Annotated in this window: 10 protein-coding genes, 40 tRNA genes and 4 rRNA genes; 5 read left to right on the forward strand and 49 right to left on the reverse strand. The window is 43.2% G+C overall.

Going from position 1 to position 21116, the window contains the following annotated elements; translation table 11 throughout:
- Positions 1-263 precede the first annotated feature (263 nt).
- The 23 genes from dpaL to MKY08_RS16955 form a co-directional block, all read right to left on the reverse strand.
- Positions 264-1475, reverse strand: a complete 1212-nt coding sequence (gene dpaL, locus MKY08_RS16845; RefSeq protein ID WP_069513956.1) for a diaminopropionate ammonia-lyase — start codon at positions 1473-1475, stop codon at positions 264-266.
- Between the two features lie 169 nt (positions 1476-1644).
- Positions 1645-1716, reverse strand: a tRNA-Glu gene (locus MKY08_RS16850).
- 2 nt (positions 1717-1718) lie between these two features.
- Positions 1719-1809, reverse strand: a tRNA-Ser gene (locus MKY08_RS16855).
- 13 nt (positions 1810-1822) lie between these two features.
- A tRNA-Asn gene (locus MKY08_RS16860) sits at positions 1823-1899 on the reverse strand.
- A gap of 4 nt (positions 1900-1903) precedes the next feature.
- A tRNA-Ile gene (locus tag MKY08_RS16865) sits at positions 1904-1980 on the reverse strand.
- 2 nt (positions 1981-1982) lie between these two features.
- Positions 1983-2056, reverse strand: a tRNA-Gly gene (locus tag MKY08_RS16870).
- A gap of 5 nt (positions 2057-2061) precedes the next feature.
- Positions 2062-2137, reverse strand: a tRNA-Phe gene (locus tag MKY08_RS16875).
- A gap of 28 nt (positions 2138-2165) precedes the next feature.
- Positions 2166-2241 (reverse strand) — tRNA-Asp (locus MKY08_RS16880).
- Positions 2242-2244: 3 nt separating this feature from the next.
- Positions 2245-2319, reverse strand: a tRNA-Met gene (locus tag MKY08_RS16885).
- Positions 2320-2372: 53 nt separating this feature from the next.
- Positions 2373-2465: transfer RNA gene (locus tag MKY08_RS16890), tRNA-Ser, on the reverse strand.
- 15 nt (positions 2466-2480) lie between these two features.
- Positions 2481-2557 (reverse strand) — tRNA-Ile (locus MKY08_RS16895).
- A 7-nt stretch (positions 2558-2564) separates the two neighbouring features.
- A tRNA-Met gene (locus tag MKY08_RS16900) sits at positions 2565-2638 on the reverse strand.
- A gap of 26 nt (positions 2639-2664) precedes the next feature.
- A tRNA-Ala gene (locus MKY08_RS16905) sits at positions 2665-2740 on the reverse strand.
- A gap of 22 nt (positions 2741-2762) precedes the next feature.
- Positions 2763-2839: transfer RNA gene (locus MKY08_RS16910), tRNA-Pro, on the reverse strand.
- A gap of 9 nt (positions 2840-2848) precedes the next feature.
- Positions 2849-2925: transfer RNA gene (locus MKY08_RS16915), tRNA-Arg, on the reverse strand.
- Between the two features lie 9 nt (positions 2926-2934).
- Positions 2935-3023 (reverse strand) — tRNA-Leu (locus MKY08_RS16920).
- 4 nt (positions 3024-3027) lie between these two features.
- Positions 3028-3102, reverse strand: a tRNA-Gly gene (locus MKY08_RS16925).
- Between the two features lie 47 nt (positions 3103-3149).
- Positions 3150-3234, reverse strand: a tRNA-Leu gene (locus MKY08_RS16930).
- A 23-nt stretch (positions 3235-3257) separates the two neighbouring features.
- A tRNA-Lys gene (locus MKY08_RS16935) sits at positions 3258-3333 on the reverse strand.
- 6 nt (positions 3334-3339) lie between these two features.
- Positions 3340-3415 (reverse strand) — tRNA-Thr (locus tag MKY08_RS16940).
- A gap of 3 nt (positions 3416-3418) precedes the next feature.
- Positions 3419-3494 (reverse strand) — tRNA-Val (locus tag MKY08_RS16945).
- Positions 3495-3504: 10 nt separating this feature from the next.
- Positions 3505-3620 (reverse strand): 5S ribosomal RNA (gene rrf / locus MKY08_RS16950).
- Between the two features lie 628 nt (positions 3621-4248).
- Entirely contained in the window at positions 4249-5337 is a 1089-nt protein-coding gene (locus MKY08_RS16955) for a cysteine desulfurase family protein (RefSeq protein WP_069512164.1), read from the reverse strand.
- Positions 5338-5436: 99 nt separating this feature from the next.
- Here MKY08_RS16955 and nadB point away from each other — a divergent pair, with 99 nt between their 5' ends.
- The 3 genes from nadB to nadA are packed head-to-tail and all read left to right on the forward strand — an operon-like array spanning position 5437 to position 8930.
- Positions 5437-7023, forward strand: a complete 1587-nt coding sequence (gene nadB / locus MKY08_RS16960) for an L-aspartate oxidase (protein WP_069512159.1) — start codon at positions 5437-5439, stop codon at positions 7021-7023.
- Positions 6980-7840 carry a carboxylating nicotinate-nucleotide diphosphorylase gene (gene nadC / locus MKY08_RS16965; RefSeq protein WP_069512160.1) on the forward strand — a complete coding sequence of 287 codons (861 nt, stop codon included), beginning with the start codon at positions 6980-6982 and terminating at the stop codon, positions 7838-7840. Before nadB ends, nadC begins: the two co-directional genes overlap by 44 nt.
- The gene (nadA, locus tag MKY08_RS16970) at positions 7827-8930 is read left to right on the forward strand and encodes a quinolinate synthase NadA (RefSeq protein ID WP_069512162.1); all 1104 of its coding nucleotides are present in this window, start codon (positions 7827-7829) and stop codon (positions 8928-8930) included. Before nadC ends, nadA begins: the two co-directional genes overlap by 14 nt.
- A 101-nt stretch (positions 8931-9031) precedes the next feature.
- Here nadA and MKY08_RS16975 read toward each other — a convergent pair.
- The 24 genes from MKY08_RS16975 to MKY08_RS17090 form a co-directional block, all read right to left on the reverse strand.
- Positions 9032-9103 (reverse strand) — tRNA-Glu (locus MKY08_RS16975).
- 2 nt (positions 9104-9105) lie between these two features.
- A tRNA-Ser gene (locus MKY08_RS16980) sits at positions 9106-9196 on the reverse strand.
- A 13-nt stretch (positions 9197-9209) separates the two neighbouring features.
- A tRNA-Asn gene (locus MKY08_RS16985) sits at positions 9210-9286 on the reverse strand.
- Positions 9287-9290: 4 nt separating this feature from the next.
- Positions 9291-9367 (reverse strand) — tRNA-Ile (locus MKY08_RS16990).
- 2 nt (positions 9368-9369) lie between these two features.
- Positions 9370-9443 (reverse strand) — tRNA-Gly (locus tag MKY08_RS16995).
- 5 nt (positions 9444-9448) lie between these two features.
- A tRNA-Phe gene (locus MKY08_RS17000) sits at positions 9449-9524 on the reverse strand.
- Positions 9525-9552: 28 nt separating this feature from the next.
- Positions 9553-9628, reverse strand: a tRNA-Asp gene (locus MKY08_RS17005).
- Between the two features lie 3 nt (positions 9629-9631).
- Positions 9632-9706 (reverse strand) — tRNA-Met (locus MKY08_RS17010).
- Between the two features lie 53 nt (positions 9707-9759).
- Positions 9760-9852 (reverse strand) — tRNA-Ser (locus MKY08_RS17015).
- A 15-nt stretch (positions 9853-9867) separates the two neighbouring features.
- Positions 9868-9944 (reverse strand) — tRNA-Ile (locus MKY08_RS17020).
- Positions 9945-9951: 7 nt separating this feature from the next.
- Positions 9952-10025: transfer RNA gene (locus MKY08_RS17025), tRNA-Met, on the reverse strand.
- Between the two features lie 26 nt (positions 10026-10051).
- Positions 10052-10127: transfer RNA gene (locus MKY08_RS17030), tRNA-Ala, on the reverse strand.
- 22 nt (positions 10128-10149) lie between these two features.
- A tRNA-Pro gene (locus MKY08_RS17035) sits at positions 10150-10226 on the reverse strand.
- Positions 10227-10235: 9 nt separating this feature from the next.
- A tRNA-Arg gene (locus MKY08_RS17040) sits at positions 10236-10312 on the reverse strand.
- A 9-nt stretch (positions 10313-10321) separates the two neighbouring features.
- Positions 10322-10410 (reverse strand) — tRNA-Leu (locus tag MKY08_RS17045).
- A 4-nt stretch (positions 10411-10414) separates the two neighbouring features.
- Positions 10415-10489, reverse strand: a tRNA-Gly gene (locus tag MKY08_RS17050).
- A gap of 47 nt (positions 10490-10536) precedes the next feature.
- Positions 10537-10621, reverse strand: a tRNA-Leu gene (locus tag MKY08_RS17055).
- Between the two features lie 23 nt (positions 10622-10644).
- Positions 10645-10720, reverse strand: a tRNA-Lys gene (locus MKY08_RS17060).
- A gap of 6 nt (positions 10721-10726) precedes the next feature.
- Positions 10727-10802 (reverse strand) — tRNA-Thr (locus MKY08_RS17065).
- Positions 10803-10805: 3 nt separating this feature from the next.
- Positions 10806-10881, reverse strand: a tRNA-Val gene (locus tag MKY08_RS17070).
- A gap of 10 nt (positions 10882-10891) precedes the next feature.
- Positions 10892-11007, reverse strand: a 5S ribosomal RNA gene (gene rrf / locus MKY08_RS17075).
- A 109-nt stretch (positions 11008-11116) separates the two neighbouring features.
- Positions 11117-14044, reverse strand: a 23S ribosomal RNA gene (locus tag MKY08_RS17080).
- A 364-nt stretch (positions 14045-14408) separates the two neighbouring features.
- Positions 14409-15960, reverse strand: a 16S ribosomal RNA gene (locus MKY08_RS17085).
- Together the 16S, 23S and 5S rRNA genes with 20 tRNA genes alongside form the textbook arrangement of a ribosomal RNA operon.
- A 269-nt stretch (positions 15961-16229) precedes the next feature.
- On the reverse strand, positions 16230-17129 hold the full coding sequence (locus tag MKY08_RS17090) for a DMT family transporter (RefSeq protein ID WP_069509707.1): 900 nt from the start codon (positions 17127-17129) through the stop codon (positions 16230-16232).
- Positions 17130-17260: 131 nt separating this feature from the next.
- Here MKY08_RS17090 and MKY08_RS17095 point away from each other — a divergent pair, with 131 nt between their 5' ends.
- Positions 17261-17983 carry an MgtC/SapB family protein gene (locus tag MKY08_RS17095; RefSeq protein ID WP_069509711.1) on the forward strand — a complete coding sequence of 241 codons (723 nt, stop codon included), beginning with the start codon at positions 17261-17263 and terminating at the stop codon, positions 17981-17983.
- 12 nt (positions 17984-17995) lie between these two features.
- Positions 17996-18979 carry a cation diffusion facilitator family transporter gene (locus MKY08_RS17100; RefSeq protein ID WP_069509716.1) on the forward strand — a complete coding sequence of 328 codons (984 nt, stop codon included), beginning with the start codon at positions 17996-17998 and terminating at the stop codon, positions 18977-18979.
- Positions 18980-19040: 61 nt separating this feature from the next.
- Here MKY08_RS17100 and MKY08_RS17105 read toward each other — a convergent pair whose 3' ends face one another.
- On the reverse strand, positions 19041-19730 hold the full coding sequence (locus tag MKY08_RS17105) for a hypothetical protein (protein WP_069509719.1): 690 nt from the start codon (positions 19728-19730) through the stop codon (positions 19041-19043).
- A 202-nt stretch (positions 19731-19932) separates the two neighbouring features.
- The gene (locus MKY08_RS17110; RefSeq protein ID WP_069509722.1) at positions 19933-21096 is read right to left on the reverse strand and encodes an iron-containing alcohol dehydrogenase; all 1164 of its coding nucleotides are present in this window, start codon (positions 21094-21096) and stop codon (positions 19933-19935) included.
- Positions 21097-21116 lie beyond the last annotated feature (20 nt).

A 21116-nucleotide genomic window follows, 5' to 3' on the forward strand; every position in this document is an offset into this window, starting at 1 on the left:
CTATGAGAAAAATTGATAATAACAAGAAGATAATAGGATAAAAGTATCTAATTTCTATTAAACCTCCTAACTAATTAAATGTATGAAAATTCTGTTAATTTCAAAGTTAAGTCTACATCTTGTAAACACATATATTTTAATTCCTACTAAAAGCTAGATATTGAGATATTCCGTATATAAGTAAAAATATTTTATAAAATGGAAAAATAATTTGCAAGAATTAATATAAAAAAGCATCTCAATATCCAAGATGCTCACCTTTCCTATTTAGCATACTTCCCATGCCACACTATATTTCTGTAGTTTTCTACGTCTGTGTCTCCCTCTGTACTAACAAACAATATCTTTGACTTTGGATTGAGCTGTAAAGCTACCTTTAAATCATAGTAATCCTCATTTGTTATTAATTCATAAAAACATCCAAATGGCGCTGCTCCTGATTCTCCCGCAACAATACGATTATCCGCGCCAAGTGGATTTCCCAAGACGCGCATACCCGTTGCAGCTACCTTCTCACTACAACTAATACTTACCTTTGTATATGCTTTTAAAATATCCCAAGCGATAGGGTTAGGCTCCCCACATGCTAAGCCAGCCATAATGGTTTGCATTTCTCCACCGACAGTAACAAACTGTCCAGTTCCTCGGTTAAAACTCTCATAAAAGCAATTAGCTGCATCTGGTTCAATTAAAACAAATGTTAGTTGTTGTCCATAATATTGTTGTAAAAAAGCGACTATAGCTCCTGCAAATGAACCTACACCTGCCTGTAAAAATACATGGGTCGGTGCTTCTTGCAAATGGTCAACAATCTCTTTTGCCAATGTTGTATAGCCTTGCATAATCCATAATGGAATCTCTTCGTACCCTTCCCACATTGTATCCTGTATCACTATCCAGCCATTATCCTTTGCAAGCTGTGAGGTATACCTTACCGTTTCATCATAATTCATTGAAGTGATTTCTGCATATGCGCCTTCATTTTTAATATTTTGCAAGCGCTCTTCCGCACTACCAGCAGGCATATAAATTCGCGCCTTACAGCCAAGTTCCCTTGCTGCCCAAGCAACCCCGCGCCCATGATTGCCATCTGTCGTTGAAATAAAGGTACAGTCGCCTAATTTTTCTTTCACTTCAGGTAGTTTTAATTGTTCAAAAGACAATTCATCAATATTTTGATCTAGCAATTTCGCAATATATTTGCCAATCGCATAAATACCACCTAACACCTTAAACGCATTTAAGCCAAAGCGATAGGACTCATCTTTAACAAAAATCTTACTAACCCCAAGATGCAGTGCTAAAGCATCTAAATCATGTATAGGTGTTTTTTCAAAATTTTCATATGTATGATGGAATCTTTCCACACAATTAACCTGTTCTACTGTAAATTTTTGTAGTATATCTTTACCTTGTTCTAAATTCTCTTGTAAATGATATTGTCGATTATACACCCATCTTAAGTTTTCGCTCATTCGTATGATCCCCCTCTATAATTGCTTATACCTATATTACCTAATAATACTAGTAAAGAGAATCATCATTGGATTTATAAATAGACAGTCGGAAACGATGCTCTCTCAAATTTTTAATCTAGCAAAAAAAACGCAGTAAATGTGAAATCACATTTACTGCGTTTTAGTATGACCCCTACGGGATTCGAACCCGTGTTACCGCCGTGAAAGGGCGGTGTCTTAACCACTTGACCAAGGGGCCAATGGCGGAGAAGGAGGGATTTGAACCCTCGCGCCGGTTACCCGACCTACACCCTTAGCAGGGGCGCCTCTTCAGCCTCTTGAGTACTTCCCCATAAATAAAAAAATGGCTCCGAAGGCAGGACTCGAACCTGCGACAACCTGATTAACAGTCAGGTGCTACTACCAACTGAGCTACTTCGGAATAATGGTGGGCCTAAATGGACTCGAACCATCGACCTCACGCTTATCAGGCGTGCGCTCTAACCAGCTGAGCTATAGGCCCATTGGAGCGGGTGATGGGAATCGAACCCACGACATCAGCTTGGAAGGCTGAGGTTTTACCATTAAACTACACCCGCGTATATGGTGGGTCAGGACGGAATCGAACCGCCGACACTTAGAGCTTCAATCTAATGCTCTACCAACTGAGCTACTGACCCATATACTTTGACTGAACCTATTTTAAAATGGCGGTCCCGACCGGGATCGAACCGGCGATCTCCTGCGTGACAGGCAGGCATGTTAACCGCTACACCACGGGACCATTTGGTTGCGGGGGCTGGATTTGAACCAACGACCTTCGGGTTATGAGCCCGACGAGCTACCACTGCTCCACCCCGCGATAATATGTTTATTCACTTCGAGTTTTTTGTACACCATTTCTAAAATTAAAACTGGAGGAGGTAGAGGGATTCGAACCCCCGCGCGGTGTTACCCGCCTGTCGGTTTTCAAGACCGATCCCTTCAGCCAGACTTGGGTATACCTCCGTACTATTATATAAATGGTGGACCTTGCAGGACTCGAACCTGCGACCGGACGGTTATGAGCCGTCTGCTCTAACCAACTGAGCTAAAGGTCCTTTAAGATGGCGGCAGAGGGGATTGAACCCCCGACCTTACGGGTATGAACCGTACGCTCTAGCCAGCTGAGCTACGCCGCCAGGATCTTTATACTGGTTATAAATTATGGTGGAGCCTAGCGGGATCGAACCGCTGACCTCCTGCGTGCAAGGCAGGCGCTCTCCCAGCTGAGCTAAGGCCCCATAAGTTACAAGTTTTTGAAAATGGTCGGGAAGACAGGATTCGAACCTGCGACCCCTTGGTCCCAAACCAAGTGCTCTACCAAGCTGAGCTACTTCCCGTTCATTTATTGGCGCGCCCGGCAGGAGTCGAACCCACAACCTTCTGATCCGTAGTCAGACGCTCTATCCAATTGAGCTACGGGCGCTTGATAAAATGGTGCCGAGGGCCGGAATCGAACCGGCACGGTAGTCACCTACCGCAGGATTTTAAGTCCTGTGCGTCTGCCAGTTCCGCCACCCCGGCACATTGGAGCGGAAGACGAGGTTCGAACTCGCGACCCCCACCTTGGCAAGGTGGTGTTCTACCACTGAACTACTTCCGCATGTGCATAAGATTATTTATCCTGGCAATTATCAAATTCAAATAAAATGGTGCGGGTGAAGGGAGTCGAACCCCCACGCCTTGCGGCGCTAGATCCTAAGTCTAGTGCGTCTGCCAATTCCGCCACACCCGCATCTTATTGTTGGCAATTAAAAATGGTGAGCCATGAAGGACTCGAACCTTCGACCCTCTGATTAAAAGTCAGATGCTCTACCAACTGAGCTAATGGCTCAAAAAATGGTGCCGGCTATAGGAATCGAACCCACGACCTACTGATTACAAGTCAGTTGCTCTACCTGCTGAGCTAAACCGGCATATGGTGGAGGATGACGGGCTCGAACCGCCGACCCTCTGCTTGTAAGGCAGATGCTCTCCCAGCTGAGCTAATCCTCCTGGGTATTATGCCTAGCGACGTCCTACTCTCACAGGGGGAAGCCCCCAACTACCATCGGCGCTAAAGAGCTTAACTTCCGTGTTCGGTATGGGAACGGGTGTGACCTCTTTGCCATCATCACTAGACTATGTTTCGACTTTCAATCCAAAGTATTACTGCATTAGCTTCATGTGTTCGGTCAGTTACATACTAGAGTACGCTTCTTCCTTCTCTCAACCACTTTTGCGAATAGCTTTTATCTCGAAACTTTTATGTATTTCGTTTTGAAGTTATTTACCTGTCCTTCAAGACAAGAATTATTGTATAACGTTTATCTAGAGAATGCAACACTTTTTTATAAAAAAAAGAAATTATTACTTTTTGAAGATATTTTTGCTATGTGAGAGAATTTATCGCTCTACTAACCATTATAGCAATTGTTTTTCCAAAAGAAAACATTTTATTTACACAAATAAATAAAATAGTTAGATTGTCGACAAAAGGACGTATATTTTTTAACAAACACTACTACTGTTTCTTTAATGGTCGTGCTAGTTTACATCCCTATCGTAGAGGTAGTTATTACTTCTTTGCAACAATAAATTTTAGATGTTACCGCTTTTGAGTTATCACTTAAAGCTCATGCTTATACTAGTAACGTCAAGAAGCAATTTATCAGAACCGAGAAGCCTTTAATTTCCACAGGAAGTAATAATTATAAGTTAAAATTAAAGGCTTTGTTCAATACAGTTCTAACGTATATCCTACTTTATTTTAGAATTTTACAATATTAGACAACACAAAGGTTAATTGATCAATTTCTTCAAATGTTGTTGTTGGTCCAAATGATATTCTAAAAAACTGTCGTGCTTCCTCCACTGTATAACCCATTGATATAATTGCTTTTGTGCCAGATTCACTGTGTATATCACAAGCACTACCAGTTGAAATACAAATCCCGGCTTCGTTTAATTTTAGTAACACGTATTGACCTTCCACTTTGTCCATCATCAAACCACATATATTAGGTAGTTGCTCCACACACTCAATTAATCGACAAGCTGGTGGTAAATGGCTTTGTAAATATTTGCGCAACAATTCATAATGTTGACGCTCAAAATGATAGTTTTCAATGGCTGTCGCAAACGCTACAATGGCAGGTGTATCTAATGTTCCCCCACGTAAACCACGTTCATGTGTCACGCCAGGTGTTAAAGATGGCACTCGAATTTGAGGATTTATAAATATAGCTCCACATCCTTTTGGCCCCCCTATTTTATGGGCAGAAATGGTAATTGCATCTACACTTGCACAAAAAGAAGTAGTTGGAAGCTTACAAAAGGACTGTACACAATCTACATGAAAAAATATATTTTGACTGTTTGCTATTAAAGCAATTTCTTCCACTGGTTGGATAGAGCCTATTTCAGAATTTACATGTTGAATTGTTATTAATGCTGTATCCTCTCTTATAGCCTCTCGTACCTGATTGACTTGAATACACCCATCCAGTTGTAAAGGTAATTTTGTAACGGAATAACCCATTTTCTCAAGTGTATTTAATGCTGCATGGACAGACGTATGCTCAGCTTGCGATGAAATTATATGCTTGCCTTTTTTTGAAGCTAAAGCCAGTGATAAAATCGAGAGTAAATTCCCTTCTGTTCCGCTTCCAGTAAAAATAATCCCATCACTTTTAACGCCAAGCGTTCTTGCTACAATAGCTCTCGCCTGTTCTACAAAGTAATTTGCTTGTCCTCCTAAATCATGTAAACTCGCACTATTTCCATAATAACGTTTTGCTACTTCACAATAAGCCTCAAGTGCTTTATTCGACATTGGGGATGTTGCTGCATAATCCATGTAAATCATCTAATTCTCCCTTTCCAGTCATCAAGTCTTGTTTTCCTTTTTATTTTATGTAAAGATATGTGTCAAGACAACTGTAAAGAAGGTAGACCTATGGATGTAAAGACAGACATACTCATTATTGGTAGTGGCATTGCATCACTTCAAGCAGCACGACTACTTGGACAGCATTTTCAAGTACAGATTGTTACGAAATCCTCCGTTAAAATGAGTAGCTCTTATCGTGCACAAGGAGGCATAGCTGCCGTTACTAGTCCTGAAGATCATACAAATTTGCATATTGCTGATACATTAGCTGCCGGTGAATTCCATCATGAGGAAAAATTTGTTGAAACACTTATAAAGGATGGTTCTACCATTATGAGACAATTTCTCTTAGAGGGATTGCCCATCGATCGGCAAGAAACCGGTGAACCAGCACTTGGCTTAGAAGGAGCTCATAGTCATCATCGTATTTTACATGCTGGGGGCGATAGGACTGGTCAAATATTGATTGATTACTTACTTAAACACCTACCGCCAAACATTTCTATTCATTGCAATGAATTGGCTTATGAATTGATGTTAAACAGCAATGGCGCGTGTATTGGCGTCCTAACAAAGGGTGAAGAAGGATTGAAACGTTACTTTGCCCATCATGTCATTCTTGCTACAGGTGGTGCAGGTGCTCTTTATCCAAGCACTTCTAACTATGCCACGAATACGGGAGATGGTATTGCATTAGCATATCGCGCAGGCGCTGCCATCAGTGATATGGAATTTATGCAATTTCATCCAAGTTTATTATGGTGTGATGGAGAGGCTAAAGGATTAGTTTCTGAAGCTGTTCGAGGCGCTGGAGGTATTTTTGTTAATGCACAACGTGAACCTATTATGGCAGGTGTACATCCACTGCTTGATTTAGCACCACGTCATATTACTGCCCACACATTATATATAAAGCGCGCATCTGGGCAAGAAACATTTATTGATATTACAAGCATTCAGCACTTTGAAGAGAAATTCCCTACGATTACAAAACTTTGCATTGACAACGGTATTGATTTACAAAATGGTCTAATCCCTGTAGCACCTGGAAGTCATTTCTTAATGGGGGGCGTTATAGCTGATGACATAGGAAGAACTACGATTGCTAACCTGTATGCTGTTGGCGAAGTTGCTTGTACGGGCGTTCATGGGGCAAATCGTTTAGCTAGCAATTCATTACTGGAAGGCATCACATTCGGCCAAAAGATGGCTCAATATATTATACAAACTGGTTGCAACCAAACGAATTTCACGCTTGCTGATGCAAAATATCATCAGTCGATGCCCCCATTATTACCGAAAGAGCAATTACAACAAACAATGATGCATACATTAGGCATCGTTCGAAACCCTATCGCTATGCAACATTTTGCAGAGCAATTGCCTGCATTACAAGATTTACTTCAAGTGAATGTGATGAATTTCAATGCACAGCATCTTGAACTCTACATGATGCATATTGTTGCTTCGCTGATGGTGCATGCAGCTCTTACACGAACAGAAACTCGTGGCGCTCATATTCGCAACGATACGCCTAACAGTGATACAGACTGGGCACGGCGCTGGATTATTTTTCAACAAGGACAAATGAAAGTGAGGAATTCATTGTATGAATATCATCAAGCTCGAGGAAATGCTCAAGCAATTTTTTAATGAGGACATAGGAGATGGGGATTTATCAAGCGAACTTATCTTTTCAGTTGAGCAAACAGGTTCCTTTTCCTTTTATGCAAAAGATAGTGGTATTTTTTGTGGAACACCTATTATCGAACATGGTTTTCGGTTACTCGATCCTTCCATGCAGATCACAATGCATAAAAATGATGGTGATGCCGTGAACTATGGTGATATTCTTGCAGTTATTAAAGGACCACTACAGAAATTATTAATAGGAGAACGGGTGATTTTAAATCTTATTCAGCGCATGTCTGCTATCGCCACGGCAGCCAATAGAGCAGTTCAGGAAACTGCAGGAACTACTGCAAAAATTTGCGATACGCGTAAAACGATTCCAGGCTTAAGAATGCTTGATAAATATGCTGTACGTATAGGTGGTGCTTATAATCATCGAAGTGGCTTATACGATGCGATTATGCTCAAGGATAATCATATTGCTTTTGCTGGTAGTATTACAGAAGCTGTACAAACCGCTCGTAAAAAAATTGGGCATACGGTAAAAATCGAGGTAGAGATTGAAACGAAAACTCAATTAGATGAGGCCATTGCAGCAGGTGCAGATATTATTATGTTCGATAATTGTACGCCTGAAGAAATAGCAGCTTGGATTCAATCCGTTCCATCACATATTGCTACTGAAGCTTCTGGTGGTATTACAATAGAAAATTTACATGCTTATGCAAAGTCAGGTATTCAATGGATTTCACTAGGTGCACTAACTCATTCAGTAAAAGCCTTTGATATAAGTGCACTTGTACAAATGAAAGGAGAGCATACACTTGTCCATCACTAGTCTACTACAACAAACTTCATTACTTCCTGAGCATTACCGCACATTATCAACGACCGAAATGGAGTCTCGAATTTTAGCTATTAAAAAGAAACTAGGTAAGAAGCTTTTTATTCCTGGACATCACTATCAAAAAGATGAAGTGATTCAATTTGCTGATGCCACAGGAGATTCCTTACAGCTTGCTCAAATTTCTGCTGCTAATACAGAAGCAGAACATATCGTTTTTTGTGGAGTACATTTTATGGCCGAGACGGCTGATATGCTCACTACTGAAAGACAGCATGTTTATTTACCTGATATGCGTGCAGGTTGTTCTATGGCAGATATGGCGGATATTTATCAAACAGAGCAAGCTTGGCCTATTTTACAACAACTTTTTGGCAATACAATATTGCCGTTAACATATGTAAATTCGACTGCAGCCATTAAAGCATTTACTGGTCGTCACGGTGGAGCTTGCGTAACCTCCTCTAATGCTAAAGAAATGGTAAAATGGGCTTTTTCACAAAAGCAGCGTATTTTATTTTTACCAGATCAGCATTTGGGTAGAAACACTGCTTTTGACTTAGGTGTTCCACTAGAAAGTATGGCGGTTTGGAATCCTCATACAAATACACTTGAAACAGACCAATCACCAGAAAAAATCAAAGTCATATTGTGGAAAGGACACTGTTCGGTGCATGAAGGTTTTACAGTACAACATACTGCTAAGGTTCGTCAAACATATCCAAATATGCGCATTATTGTTCATCCTGAATGTAGCCGTGAAGTGGTAGCTGCTGCAGATGATGCAGGCTCTACAAAATATATTCTCTATACGATTAATAACGCCCCAAGCGGCTCGGCGTGGGCAATCGGAACAGAAATGAATCTAGTAAACCGCATTATTCAACAACATCCTGATAAACATATAATCTCTTTAAACGAAAACTTCTGCCCTTGTCTTACAATGAATCGAATCGACCTTCCACATTTACTTTGGTCACTTGAAAGTATTGAGCAAGGCAAGCCACATAATCGCATTCAAGTGGATGCGTCAACGGCTGAAGAAGCTCGTAGCTCTCTTGAAAGAATGCTATCACGTAGTTAAGCAAAAAATCGTCTACCGATTTAATGGTAGACGATTTTTAAAATGATCTAGACAAAAAAAACACAGTCGCTATGATTGCTCATATCGACTGTGTTTTAGTATGACCCCTACGGGATTCGAACCCGTGTTACCGCCGTGAAAGGGCGGTGTCTTAACCGCTTGACCAAGGGGCCAATGGCGGAGAAGGAGGGATTTGAACCCTCGCGCCGGTTACCCGACCTACACCCTTAGCAGGGGCGCCTCTTCAGCCTCTTGAGTACTTCCCCATAAATAAAAAAATGGCTCCGAAGGCAGGACTCGAACCTGCGACAACCTGATTAACAGTCAGGTGCTACTACCAACTGAGCTACTTCGGAATAATGGTGGGCCTAAATGGACTCGAACCATCGACCTCACGCTTATCAGGCGTGCGCTCTAACCAGCTGAGCTATAGGCCCATTGGAGCGGGTGATGAGAATCGAACTCACGACATCAGCTTGGAAGGCTGAGGTTTTACCATTAAACTACACCCGCGTATATGGTGGGTCAGGACGGAATCGAACCGCCGACACTTAGAGCTTCAATCTAATGCTCTACCAACTGAGCTACTGACCCATATACTTTGACTGAACCTATTTTAAAATGGCGGTCCCGACCGGGATCGAACCGGCGATCTCCTGCGTGACAGGCAGGCATGTTAACCGCTACACCACGGGACCATTTGGTTGCGGGGGCTGGATTTGAACCAACGACCTTCGGGTTATGAGCCCGACGAGCTACCACTGCTCCACCCCGCGATAATATGTTTATTCACTTCGAGTTTTTTGTACACCATTTCTAAAATTAAAACTGGAGGAGGTAGAGGGATTCGAACCCCCGCGCGGTGTTACCCGCCTGTCGGTTTTCAAGACCGATCCCTTCAGCCAGACTTGGGTATACCTCCGTACTATTATATAAATGGTGGACCTTGCAGGACTCGAACCTGCGACCGGACGGTTATGAGCCGTCTGCTCTAACCAACTGAGCTAAAGGTCCTTTAAGATGGCGGCAGAGGGGATCGAACCCCCGACCTTACGGGTATGAACCGTACGCTCTAGCCAGCTGAGCTACGCCGCCAGGATCTTTATACTGGTTATAAATTATGGTGGAGCCTAGCGGGATCGAACCGCTGACCTCCTGCGTGCAAGGCAGGCGCTCTCCCAGCTGAGCTAAGGCCCCATAAGTTACAAGTTTTTGAAAATGGTCGGGAAGACAGGATTCGAACCTGCGACCCCTTGGTCCCAAACCAAGTGCTCTACCAAGCTGAGCTACTTCCCGTTCATTTATTGGCGCGCCCGGCAGGAGTCGAACCCACAACCTTCTGATCCGTAGTCAGACGCTCTATCCAATTGAGCTACGGGCGCTTGATAAAATGGTGCCGAGGGCCGGAATCGAACCGGCACGGTAGTCACCTACCGCAGGATTTTAAGTCCTGTGCGTCTGCCAGTTCCGCCACCCCGGCACATTGGAGCGGAAGACGAGGTTCGAACTCGCGACCCCCACCTTGGCAAGGTGGTGTTCTACCACTGAACTACTTCCGCATGTGCATAAGATTATTTATCCTGGCAATTATCAAATTCAAATAAAATGGTGCGGGTGAAGGGAGTCGAACCCCCACGCCTTGCGGCGCTAGATCCTAAGTCTAGTGCGTCTGCCAATTCCGCCACACCCGCATCTTATTGTTGGCAATTAAAAATGGTGAGCCATGAAGGACTCGAACCTTCGACCCTCTGATTAAAAGTCAGATGCTCTACCAACTGAGCTAATGGCTCAAAAAATGGTGCCGGCTATAGGAATCGAACCCACGACCTACTGATTACAAGTCAGTTGCTCTACCTGCTGAGCTAAACCGGCATATGGTGGAGGATGACGGGCTCGAACCGCCGACCCTCTGCTTGTAAGGCAGATGCTCTCCCAGCTGAGCTAATCCTCCTGGGTATTATGCCTAGCGACGTCCTACTCTCACAGGGGGAAGCCCCCAACTACCATCGGCGCTAAAGAGCTTAACTTCCGTGTTCGGTATGGGAACGGGTGTGACCTCTTTGCCATCATCACTAGACTATATTCGACCTCCAATACACGGCGTATTACTGTGTCTTGAAGCTCTCTTTTTAGAAAGATTGTTCTTTCAAAACTGGATAAACGGTTCATTGAATGTTTCAAACTTTTTGGTTAAGTCCTCGATCGATTAGTATTCGTCAGCTCCATGTGTCACCACACTTCCACCTCGAACCTATCTACCTCATCGTCTTTGAGGGATCTTACTTACTTGCGTAATGGGAAATCTCATCTTGAGGGGGGCTTCATGCTTAGATGCTTTCAGCACTTATCCCGTCCACACATAGCTACCCAGCGATGCCTTTGGCAAGACAACTGGTACACCAGCGGTGTGTCCATCCCGGTCCTCTCGTACTAAGGACAGCTCCTCTCAAATTTCCTACGCCCACGACGGATAGGGACCGAACTGTCTCACGACGTTCTGAACCCAGCTCGCGTACCGCTTTAATGGGCGAACAGCCCAACCCTTGGGACCGACTACAGCCCCAGGATGCGATGAGCCGACATCGAGGTGCCAAACCTCCCCGTCGATGTGGACTCTTGGGGGAGATAAGCCTGTTATCCCCGGGGTAGCTTTTATCCGTTGAGCGATGGCCCTTCCATGCGGAACCACCGGATCACTAAGCCCGTCTTTCGACCCTGCTCGACTTGTAGGTCTCGCAGTCAAGCTCCCTTGTGCCTTTACACTCTACGAATGATTTCCAACCATTCTGAGGGAACCTTTGGGCGCCTCCGTTACCTTTTAGGAGGCGACCGCCCCAGTCAAACTGTCCGCCTGACACTGTCTCCTGCCCCGCTAAGGGGCATGGGTTAGAATTTCAATACAACCAGGGTAGTATCCCACCGACGCCTCCTTCGAAGCTGGCGCTCCGAGATCTCTGGCTCCTACCTATCCTGTACAAGTTGTACCAAAATTCAATATCAGGCTACAGTAAAGCTCCACGGGGTCTTTCCGTCCTGTCGCGGGTAACCTGCATCTTCACAGGTACTATAATTTCACCGAGTCTCTCGTTGAGACAGTGCCCAGATCGTTACGCCTTTCGTGCGGGTCGGAACTTACCCGACAAGGAATTTCGCTACCTTAGGACCGTTATAGTTACGGCCGCCGTTTACTGGGGCTTCAATTCGCAGCTTCGCTTGCGCTAACCACTCCTCTTAACCTTCCAGCACCGGGCAGGCGTCAGCCCCTATACGTCACCTTACGGTTTTGCAGAGACCTGTGTTTTTGCTAAACAGTCGCCTGGGCCTATTCACTGCGGCTCTCATGCGCTTGCACGCTCAAGAGCACCCCTTCTCCCGAAGTTACGGGGTCATTTTGCCGAGTTCCTTAACGAGAGTTCTCTCGCACACCTTAGGATTCTCTCCTCGACTACCTGTGTCGGTTTGCGGTACGGGCACCTCTCACCTCGATAGAGGCTTTTCTTGGCAGTGTGAAATCAGGAACTTCGTCCATACGGACTCGCCATCACAGCTCAACGTTACAGTGTGCGGATTTGCCTACACACACGCCTTACTGCTTGGACGCGCACAACCAACGGCGCGCTTACCCTATCCTACTGCGTCCCCCCATTTCTCAAACGGTGAGGAGGTGGTACAGGAATATCAACCTGTTGTCCATCGCCTACGCCTATCGGCCTCGGCTTAGGTCCCGACTAACCCTGAGCGGACGAGCCTTCCTCAGGAAACCTTAGTCATACGGTGGACGGGATTCTCACCCGTCTTTCGCTACTCATACCGGCATTCTCACTTCTAAGCGCTCCACCAGTCCTTCCGGTCTGACTTCAACGCACTTAGAACGCTCTCCTACCACTGACATCGTAGATGTCAATCCACAGCTTCGGTGAATCGTTTAGCCCCGATACATTTTCGGCGCAGCGTCACTCGACCAGTGAGCTATTACGCACTCTTTAAATGATGGCTGCTTCTAAGCCAACATCCTGGTTGTCTGTGCAACGCCACATCCTTTTCCACTTAACGATTACTTTGGGACCTTAGCTGGTGGTCTGGGCTGTTTCCCTTTTGACTACGGATCTTATCACTCGCAGTCTGACTCCCGTGTATAAATATCTGGCATTCGGAGTTTGTCTGAATTCGGTAAACCGGGATGGCCCCCTAGTCCAAACAGTGCTCTACCTCCAGTATTCTCATCACGAGGCTAGCCCTAAAGCTATTTCGGAGAGAACCAGCTATCTCCAAGTTCGATTGGAATTTCTCCGCTACCCACACCTCATCCCCGCACTTTTCAACGTGCGTGGGTTCGGGCCTCCAGTAAGTGTTACCTCACCTTCACCCTGGACATGGGTAGATCACCTGGTTTCGGGTCTACGACCACGTACTAATTCGCCCTATTCAGACTCGCTTTCGCTGCGGCTCCGCCTTCTAAAGCTTAACCTCGCACGTAATCGTAACTCGCCGGTTCATTCTACAAAAGGCACGCTATCACCCATTAACGGGCTCTAACTACTTGTAGGCACACGGTTTCAGGATCTCTTTCACTCCCCTCCCGGGGTGCTTTTCACCTTTCCCTCACGGTACTGGTTCACTATCGGTCACTAGGTAGTATTTAGCCTTGGGAGATGGTCCTCCCGGATTCCGACGGAATTTCACGTGTTCCGCCGTACTCAGGATCCACTCTGGAGGGAATAAACTTTCGACTACAGGGCTTTTACCTGCTCTGGCGGACCTTTCCAAGTCGCTTCATCTAACTCATTCCTTTGTAACTCCGTATAGAGTGTCCTACAACCCCAAGAGGCAAGCCTCTTGGTTTGGGCTCTTCCCGTTTCGCTCGCCGCTACTCAGGGAATCGATTTTTCTTTCTCTTCCTCCAGGTACTTAGATGTTTCAGTTCCCTGGGTCTGCCTTCAAGACGCTATGTATTCACGTCAAGATACTACGCGATTAAACGTAGTGGGTTCCCCCATTCGGAAATCTCCGGATCAAAGCTCACTTACAGCTCCCCGAAGCATATCGGTGTTAGTGCCGTCCTTCTTCGGCTCCTAGTGCCAAGGCATTCGCCGTGCGCCCTTAATAACTTAACCTGCAGCTTCCGATATACATCGTAATCCAGCGTCAGCTTCATTCGTTCGGTCAGTCACGTACAGAGGTACGCTCCTTCTCTCACTCAATCGCTTCCTTGTCTTACTCGTATCTCGAAACCTTCATTTGTTATTAAGCCTATAAAAAACTTAAAAAATAAATGTGTTTGTTACAATTTCAATGTCGTTTTATCCAGTTTTCAAAGAACAAATTCACTACCTGTTTCTACTTCTTCGCAAATTTGCGACGAAAGCGTAGCGACAGGAGCACAGTTTTGAAGTATTTCATCGTAATGATGAACCTTCAAAACTGAACGCAAAACGTAATCTTACAAACCCAAGGTTTGTATTCCGAAAATATCCTTAGAAAGGAGGTGATCCAGCCGCACCTTCCGATACGGCTACCTTGTTACGACTTCACCCCAATCATCTATCCCACCTTCGGCGGCTGGCTCCAAAAGGTTACCTCACCGACTTCGGGTGTTACAAACTCTCGTGGTGTGACGGGCGGTGTGTACAAGGCCCGGGAACGTATTCACCGCGGCATGCTGATCCGCGATTACTAGCGATTCCGGCTTCATGTAGGCGAGTTGCAGCCTACAATCCGAACTGAGAACGACTTTATCGGATTAGCTCCCTCTCGCGAGTTGGCAACCGTTTGTATCGTCCATTGTAGCACGTGTGTAGCCCAGGTCATAAGGGGCATGATGATTTGACGTCATCCCCACCTTCCTCCGGTTTGTCACCGGCAGTCACCTTAGAGTGCCCAACTAAATGATGGCAACTAAGATCAAGGGTTGCGCTCGTTGCGGGACTTAACCCAACATCTCACGACACGAGCTGACGACAACCATGCACCACCTGTCACCGTTGTCCCCGAAGGGAAAACCATATCTCTACAGTGGTCAACGGGATGTCAAGACCTGGTAAGGTTCTTCGCGTTGCTTCGAATTAAACCACATGCTCCACCGCTTGTGCGGGCCCCCGTCAATTCCTTTGAGTTTCAGTCTTGCGACCGTACTCCCCAGGCGGAGTGCTTAATGCGTTAGCTGCAGCACTAAGGGGCGGAAACCCCCTAACACTTAGCACTCATCGTTTACGGCGTGGACTACCAGGGTATCTAATCCTGTTTGCTCCCCACGCTTTCGCGCCTCAGTGTCAGTTACAGACCAGATAGTCGCCTTCGCCACTGGTGTTCCTCCAAATCTCTACGCATTTCACCGCTACACTTGGAATTCCACTATCCTCTTCTGCACTCAAGTCTCCCAGTTTCCAATGACCCTCCACGGTTGAGCCGTGGGCTTTCACATCAGACTTAAGAAACCACCTGCGCGCGCTTTACGCCCAATAATTCCGGACAACGCTTGCCACCTACGTATTACCGCGGCTGCTGGCACGTAGTTAGCCGTGGCTTTCTAATAAGGTACCGTCAAGGTACAGCCAGTTACTACTGTACTTGTTCTTCCCTTACAACAGAGTTTTACGAACCGAAATCCTTCTTCACTCACGCGGCGTTGCTCCATCAGGCTTTCGCCCATTGTGGAAGATTCCCTACTGCTGCCTCCCGTAGGAGTCTGGGCCGTGTCTCAGTCCCAGTGTGGCCGATCACCCTCTCAGGTCGGCTACGCATCGTCGCCTTGGTGAGCCGTTACCTCACCAACTAGCTAATGCGCCGCGGGCCCATCCTATAGCGACAGCCGAAACCGTCTTTCAGTATTGTCCCATGAGGAACAATAGATTATTCGGTATTAGCCCCGGTTTCCCGGAGTTATCCCAAACTATAAGGTAGGTTGCCCACGTGTTACTCACCCGTCCGCCGCTAACGTCAAAGGAGCAAGCTCCTTCTCTGTTCGCTCGACTTGCATGTATTAGGCACGCCGCCAGCGTTCGTCCTGAGCCAGGATCAAACTCTCCATAAAAGAAATTTGATTAGCTCAAATTGTTTTGCTGGCATCAATTTTGATGTCCAAAATTTTGTTTCGTTCACTAACGAAGTTAGCTAGTAAAAACTATATTGATTACGTTTTGCTTGTTCAGTTTTCAAGGTTCATTTGTTGCCGCTTGTTTTCAGCGACTTTATTATCATAACTTGTATTCAACAAGAAGTCAACAACTTTTTAATTCTTTATTTTCAAGTCGTCCTTCTTGTTAAGGACAAGTAATAATATATAATATACCAATATAAAAATCAAGCTTTTTTCATAAAAAACTTTAAAATCTTTTTATCATCCACTACAAATAGTAGAATCCCTGCTATTACAATGCATCCACCAATGATTTGTGTAGCGATTAAATACTCTTTAAAAATAATAAAAGCTAATACTGCCGCTCCGATTGGTTCAAATAATATAGCAATTGATACAACATTCGTACTAACATATTTAATAGACCAATTAAATAAAGTATGTCCTAATAAATTAGGGACAATTGCTAATAAAATAAACCACATCCAATCCATAGACGAATATGGACCAAATGATTCCCCTTTTAATAAAACATAGAAATACAATGTAATCGTACTTACTGAGTAAACAATCATTGTATAAGTCACAAGAGATAATCGTTTTCGTACATCTTGGCCAAATAATAAGTATATTGTAATAAGTGCACAAGCAATTAGAGCAAGCATATCCCCATAAAACGCAGATCCACTTAGTTTAAAATCACCCCAGCTTATTAATACACTTCCAACAATGGCAATAGCCCCTGCAAAAATAGTTTTTACAGTAATCGCCTCTTTAAAGAAAAAGTATGTACCTACAAACGCAAAAAGTGGTTGAAGTGTCACAAGCACAGTTGAGCTTGCAACAGATGTGTAATTTAGTGACTCAAACCACAAAATAAAGTGAAAAGCTAAAAAAACACCCGCTATAGAAGAAAAACACCAATCTCGAATAGATAGCTGTTTTAATTCATTGGTATATTTCCAAAAAAATAGTGGTGCCATGATTATGACAGAAAACAGCATACGATAAAAAGCAATAACACCAGCATCCGCAGTTGCTAATTTCACAAATATAGCTGATAAAGATACTGAAATAACACCTATAAAAATTGGGATATATGGATGAATATTTGGTTCGTTCATTGAATCCACCTCCATAAAAAAAGCTTATACTTCATTACTTGCGTGATGTACAATACAAAAAAGTAATGTACATATAATAATGACAGCTTGCATATCTCTTAGCAATACGAAATAACAATGGAGGGTTGCGTTTGGAAACATTATTGGAGAATATGATTACATATGAAGTTGGAATAAAATTAGTGATTGCAGCCACATTAAGTTTAGTAATCGGTATTGAAAGGGAATTAAAAAAGAAGCCTGTTGGATTAAAAACTAGTTTGGTGATTGCTACATTTAGCTGCTTACTTACCATTATTTCTATCGAAACTGCATACTCAACACCTCCAAGAGGAGATATAAATATTACAATGGATCCCCTTCGTTTAGCAGCACAAGTAGTTAGCGGCATCGGATTTCTTGGAGCAGGTGTCATTTTAAGACGAGGTAATGATAGTATTTCTGGCTTAACTACTGCAGCTATGATTTGGGGAGCTGCTGGTATTGGGATTGCTGTTGGTGCAGGCTTCTACATGGATGCAACACTTGCAGTAATTATCATTGTTTTCGGCATCGAAGTTTTATCTCCTTTTCTTATGAAAATCGGACCAAAACGAATTCGGATGCGAGAAGTATCATTAAAGGTTCAGATTGATAATGATGACCATACAGAATCATTTCTTCTTTTTTTAAAAGAAAACAACATTGTAATTGAAAATATTCGTATTAAAGATATACCAATAGCGAATGATCAAGTATTACACGAATTAGATTTCCGTTTATCGTTAATTGTCTCAGATAACTTACTGTCGTTTTATCGTTCATTACGTACCTTACCTTATATTGAAAAAATAGAAATGGAAATCTTAAACTAGTTGGAGGACTCTATGACAGAAATATTAAAACTATTAAAAGACGGTAATAAACCCTCCCTGATGGCTGCATTTGTAAACGCCTTTTTAGGAATCATTAAAGGGATTGCTTTTTTCTTCACAGGCAATGTGGCTATGTTTGCCGAAATGATGCACTCCCTTGGTGATGCTGCAAACCAATTTTTCGTCTATATCGGCTCCGCCCTTTCGAAAAAAGCACCTACAAAGCAATTTCCAGGAGGCTTTGGGCGAATTGTTAATCTTGTTTGTTTATTCGCCGTAATTATTGTAGCCATCCTATCTTATGAGACGATTAAGGAAGGCTGGCATCATTTTATGCATCCTTCAGGTGAATCGAAAGGAATGTTTATTGCACTCGGTGTGTTGTTTATTGGGATTGTATTAGAAGGTACGGTTCTTGCAAAAGCAGCAGTCGAGGTGCTACATGAGGCTGGACAAGAAAAAGCTGGCCTCGCTTCTATCGCAAAAGCATTTACGTATTTAAATCGTGCAAAACCTGCAACTAAATTAGTTTTTATGGAAGATCTAGTAGCTACAGGTGGTAACGTTTTAGCCTTTGCCGCAATCCTTATTGCGCATTTTACTGGTTGGGCGAGAATTGAAGGACTTGTGTCAATCATTATTGGCTGTATGATGTTTTATGTAGTTGGCAAGGTATTCCTAGATAACGCACGTGGTGTTATTGGTGAAACGGATGAGGAAATGCTGAATCATATTGCTCATCTTGTAATGGATAACTCAAATATTAAAGATATCGTGCGTTTAGAAGTAATTAAAGAAGGAGAATTTTTACATGTAGAGCTTGTGGCAGAAGCTGACCCGAATCTATCCCTTGCATATTTGGATGATGTACGCGACCATTTAACAGAAGTACTACTAAGTCAAAAAGGCGTTTCAAAAGTAGCTATTTTATTTGATGAGGATGATGGTAGATTAAATTGGCAGCATGTTGGGGAACGACCTACAAAAGAACAATAACAAATAGCCAATTGCCAGCTAGGCAGTTGGCTATTTAATATAAAATACGTAAAAAAGTCTATCATTTACAAATGCATTCAAGTTTCTGTGAGACAATTACATAATCTGTAATCATAAAAGTTAGAAGCATTCTTAAACAAATCATTTTTTGTACGCCACCCTGTTGAATCATAATTTTCGAAAATTCTAATGTAGCCAGACGATTGGCTAATTCAAATTCTTCAGCATTTGTTAACGGCTCTCCGTTTGGATGACAACCTAAAACAAAATTACCTGCATAGGAATCTTTCAGTACATTCGGATGCATCGATATATAATGCACTTCGGTAATGGCATCTTCATCATTCATAAGATTATGCGCTACTAAATAGTGTTTCAAAGCCCCTTTTAAATCAATTGCAATCGCCGTTTCAGCTAAAATCGTTCGATAATATACTAGCACGATTTCAGCATCTTCTAAATTCGGCGTTACCTCCAGCATCATTTCTCCAGAAGGACGAACATAAAGGTGCACAATCGCTTCCCTTTGACCATCAGTTAATGTGATCGTCGTTTGTCCATATCGCATGCTTTTAAAAAATATACGATTGTCGACTACATATCCTGCGGCAATTTGATCATTGTCCATTCGTAACGCAGTCGCTTCAATTCCTAATACTTCGATACAATTTTTCAGTTCGTAAATATTCGGCTGAAAAAAATGACTCTCACAGTGCATCGTAATATGGTTTTCAATCAATTGTTTTAACATTCTCTCTACATCCCCTGTCAATTCAAAAATGATTACATTCATTTTAAAAAAATTACCTGAACAAATTCTGAACATTTTTGACAATTAACCCAAATAATCGACAGTTGTTTGTAGTCGGTTTTATGTAATGAGTAAAAGAAAAAAGATGTATCAAAAGTGATAATCTCACTCTTTGATACATCCTTATCTGTCACACTATAACCTAGCGTGCATTTTGTAAAATTGTACGTACATCTTCTTCTTGTAACTTATTGAAGTTGCCAAAAGGTCCATTTTCCATGGCATGTTCAACTATTTGGTCGAATTTTGCATCATCAATATCATAATCGGCTAAACGATTTGGTGCACCTAAAGATGTCCAAAATGCCGATAGACGATCAATCCCCTCATGGGCAACTTCCTCTGTTGTCTTTCCAGTTGCATCAACACCAAAGACGCGTGTCGCAATACCCGCAAAGCGCTCAGGATTAACCGATACATTTAGACGCATCCAATGTGGTTGCAATATTGCTAAACCACCTGCATGCGGTATATCATAAATGGCTGATACGGCATGTTCAATATTGTGCGAAGCCCAATCCCCTTGGGAACCAATTGATAAAAAGCCATTTAAACCAATTGTTCCTGCTAGTAAAATCGTTTCCCGTAATGTCACATTCTCTAAATCTTCGATAAGTTTAGGGGCCGTGCTAATTACTGTTCTTAGTACACCTTCACACATTTCATCAGTAATGGGTGTGTTGGTTGCATTATGAAAGTATTGTTCAAAGACATGGGACATCATATCCACTATACCGTAGACTGTATGATTTTTTGGTACAGTCACTGTGTATGCTGGATTTAAAATAGAAAACTTAGGGAAGACAGCAGGACTACCCCAACTGAATTTTTCTTCTGTTGAAGCGTTCGTAATGACCGAACCGGAATTCATTTCAGAGCCCGTTGCAGCTAGTGTTAACACCGTTCCTAACGGTAGGGCATCTTTCACCACAAATTTTCTTTTGACAATATCCCATGCGTCCCCGTCGTATTTAGCCCCAGCTACTATTAATTTGGAACAGTCAATAACAGAACCACCTCCGACAGCGAGCACAAGGTCAATCCCTTCCTTTTTACAAATCTCTATGCCTAGACGAGCTGTCTCTACACGTGGATTGGGCTCAACACCACTCAATTCAAAAATGGTCTTGCCCGCTTCTTGTAATTTTTCAATGACAGCATTATACACACCATTCTTTTTAATACTACCTCCGCCATAAACAACTAGCACTTTCTGACCGAACTGCGCTAATTCTTTCGGTAATTTCTCTAACGCATCTTCACCAAAATGTAACTTCACTGGATTATAAAATGTAAATGAATTCATGGAAATCGCCCCTTTCTAGT

This window comes from Lysinibacillus sp. FSL M8-0337, from assembly GCF_038593855.1.
GTDB classification, from domain to species: Bacteria; Bacillota; Bacilli; order Bacillales_A; family Planococcaceae; genus Lysinibacillus; species Lysinibacillus sphaericus_D.

Excerpts from the sequence above, each read along its gene's own strand:
- dpaL (WP_069513956.1), bottom strand. The coding sequence starts at position 1,475 with ATGAGCGAAAACTTAAGATGGGTGTATAATCGACAATATCATTTACAA.
- MKY08_RS16955 (WP_069512164.1), bottom strand. The coding sequence starts at position 5,337 with ATGGATTATGCAGCAACATCCCCAATGTCGAATAAAGCACTTGAGGCT.
- nadB (WP_069512159.1), top strand. The coding sequence starts at position 5,437 with ATGGATGTAAAGACAGACATACTCATTATTGGTAGTGGCATTGCATCA.
- nadC (WP_069512160.1), top strand. The coding sequence starts at position 6,980 with ATGAATATCATCAAGCTCGAGGAAATGCTCAAGCAATTTTTTAATGAG.
- MKY08_RS17090 (WP_069509707.1), bottom strand. The coding sequence starts at position 17,129 with ATGAACGAACCAAATATTCATCCATATATCCCAATTTTTATAGGTGTT.
- MKY08_RS17100 (WP_069509716.1), top strand. The coding sequence starts at position 17,996 with ATGACAGAAATATTAAAACTATTAAAAGACGGTAATAAACCCTCCCTG.
- MKY08_RS17105 (WP_069509719.1), bottom strand. The coding sequence starts at position 19,730 with ATGTTAAAACAATTGATTGAAAACCATATTACGATGCACTGTGAGAGT.
- MKY08_RS17110 (WP_069509722.1), bottom strand. The coding sequence starts at position 21,096 with ATGAATTCATTTACATTTTATAATCCAGTGAAGTTACATTTTGGTGAA.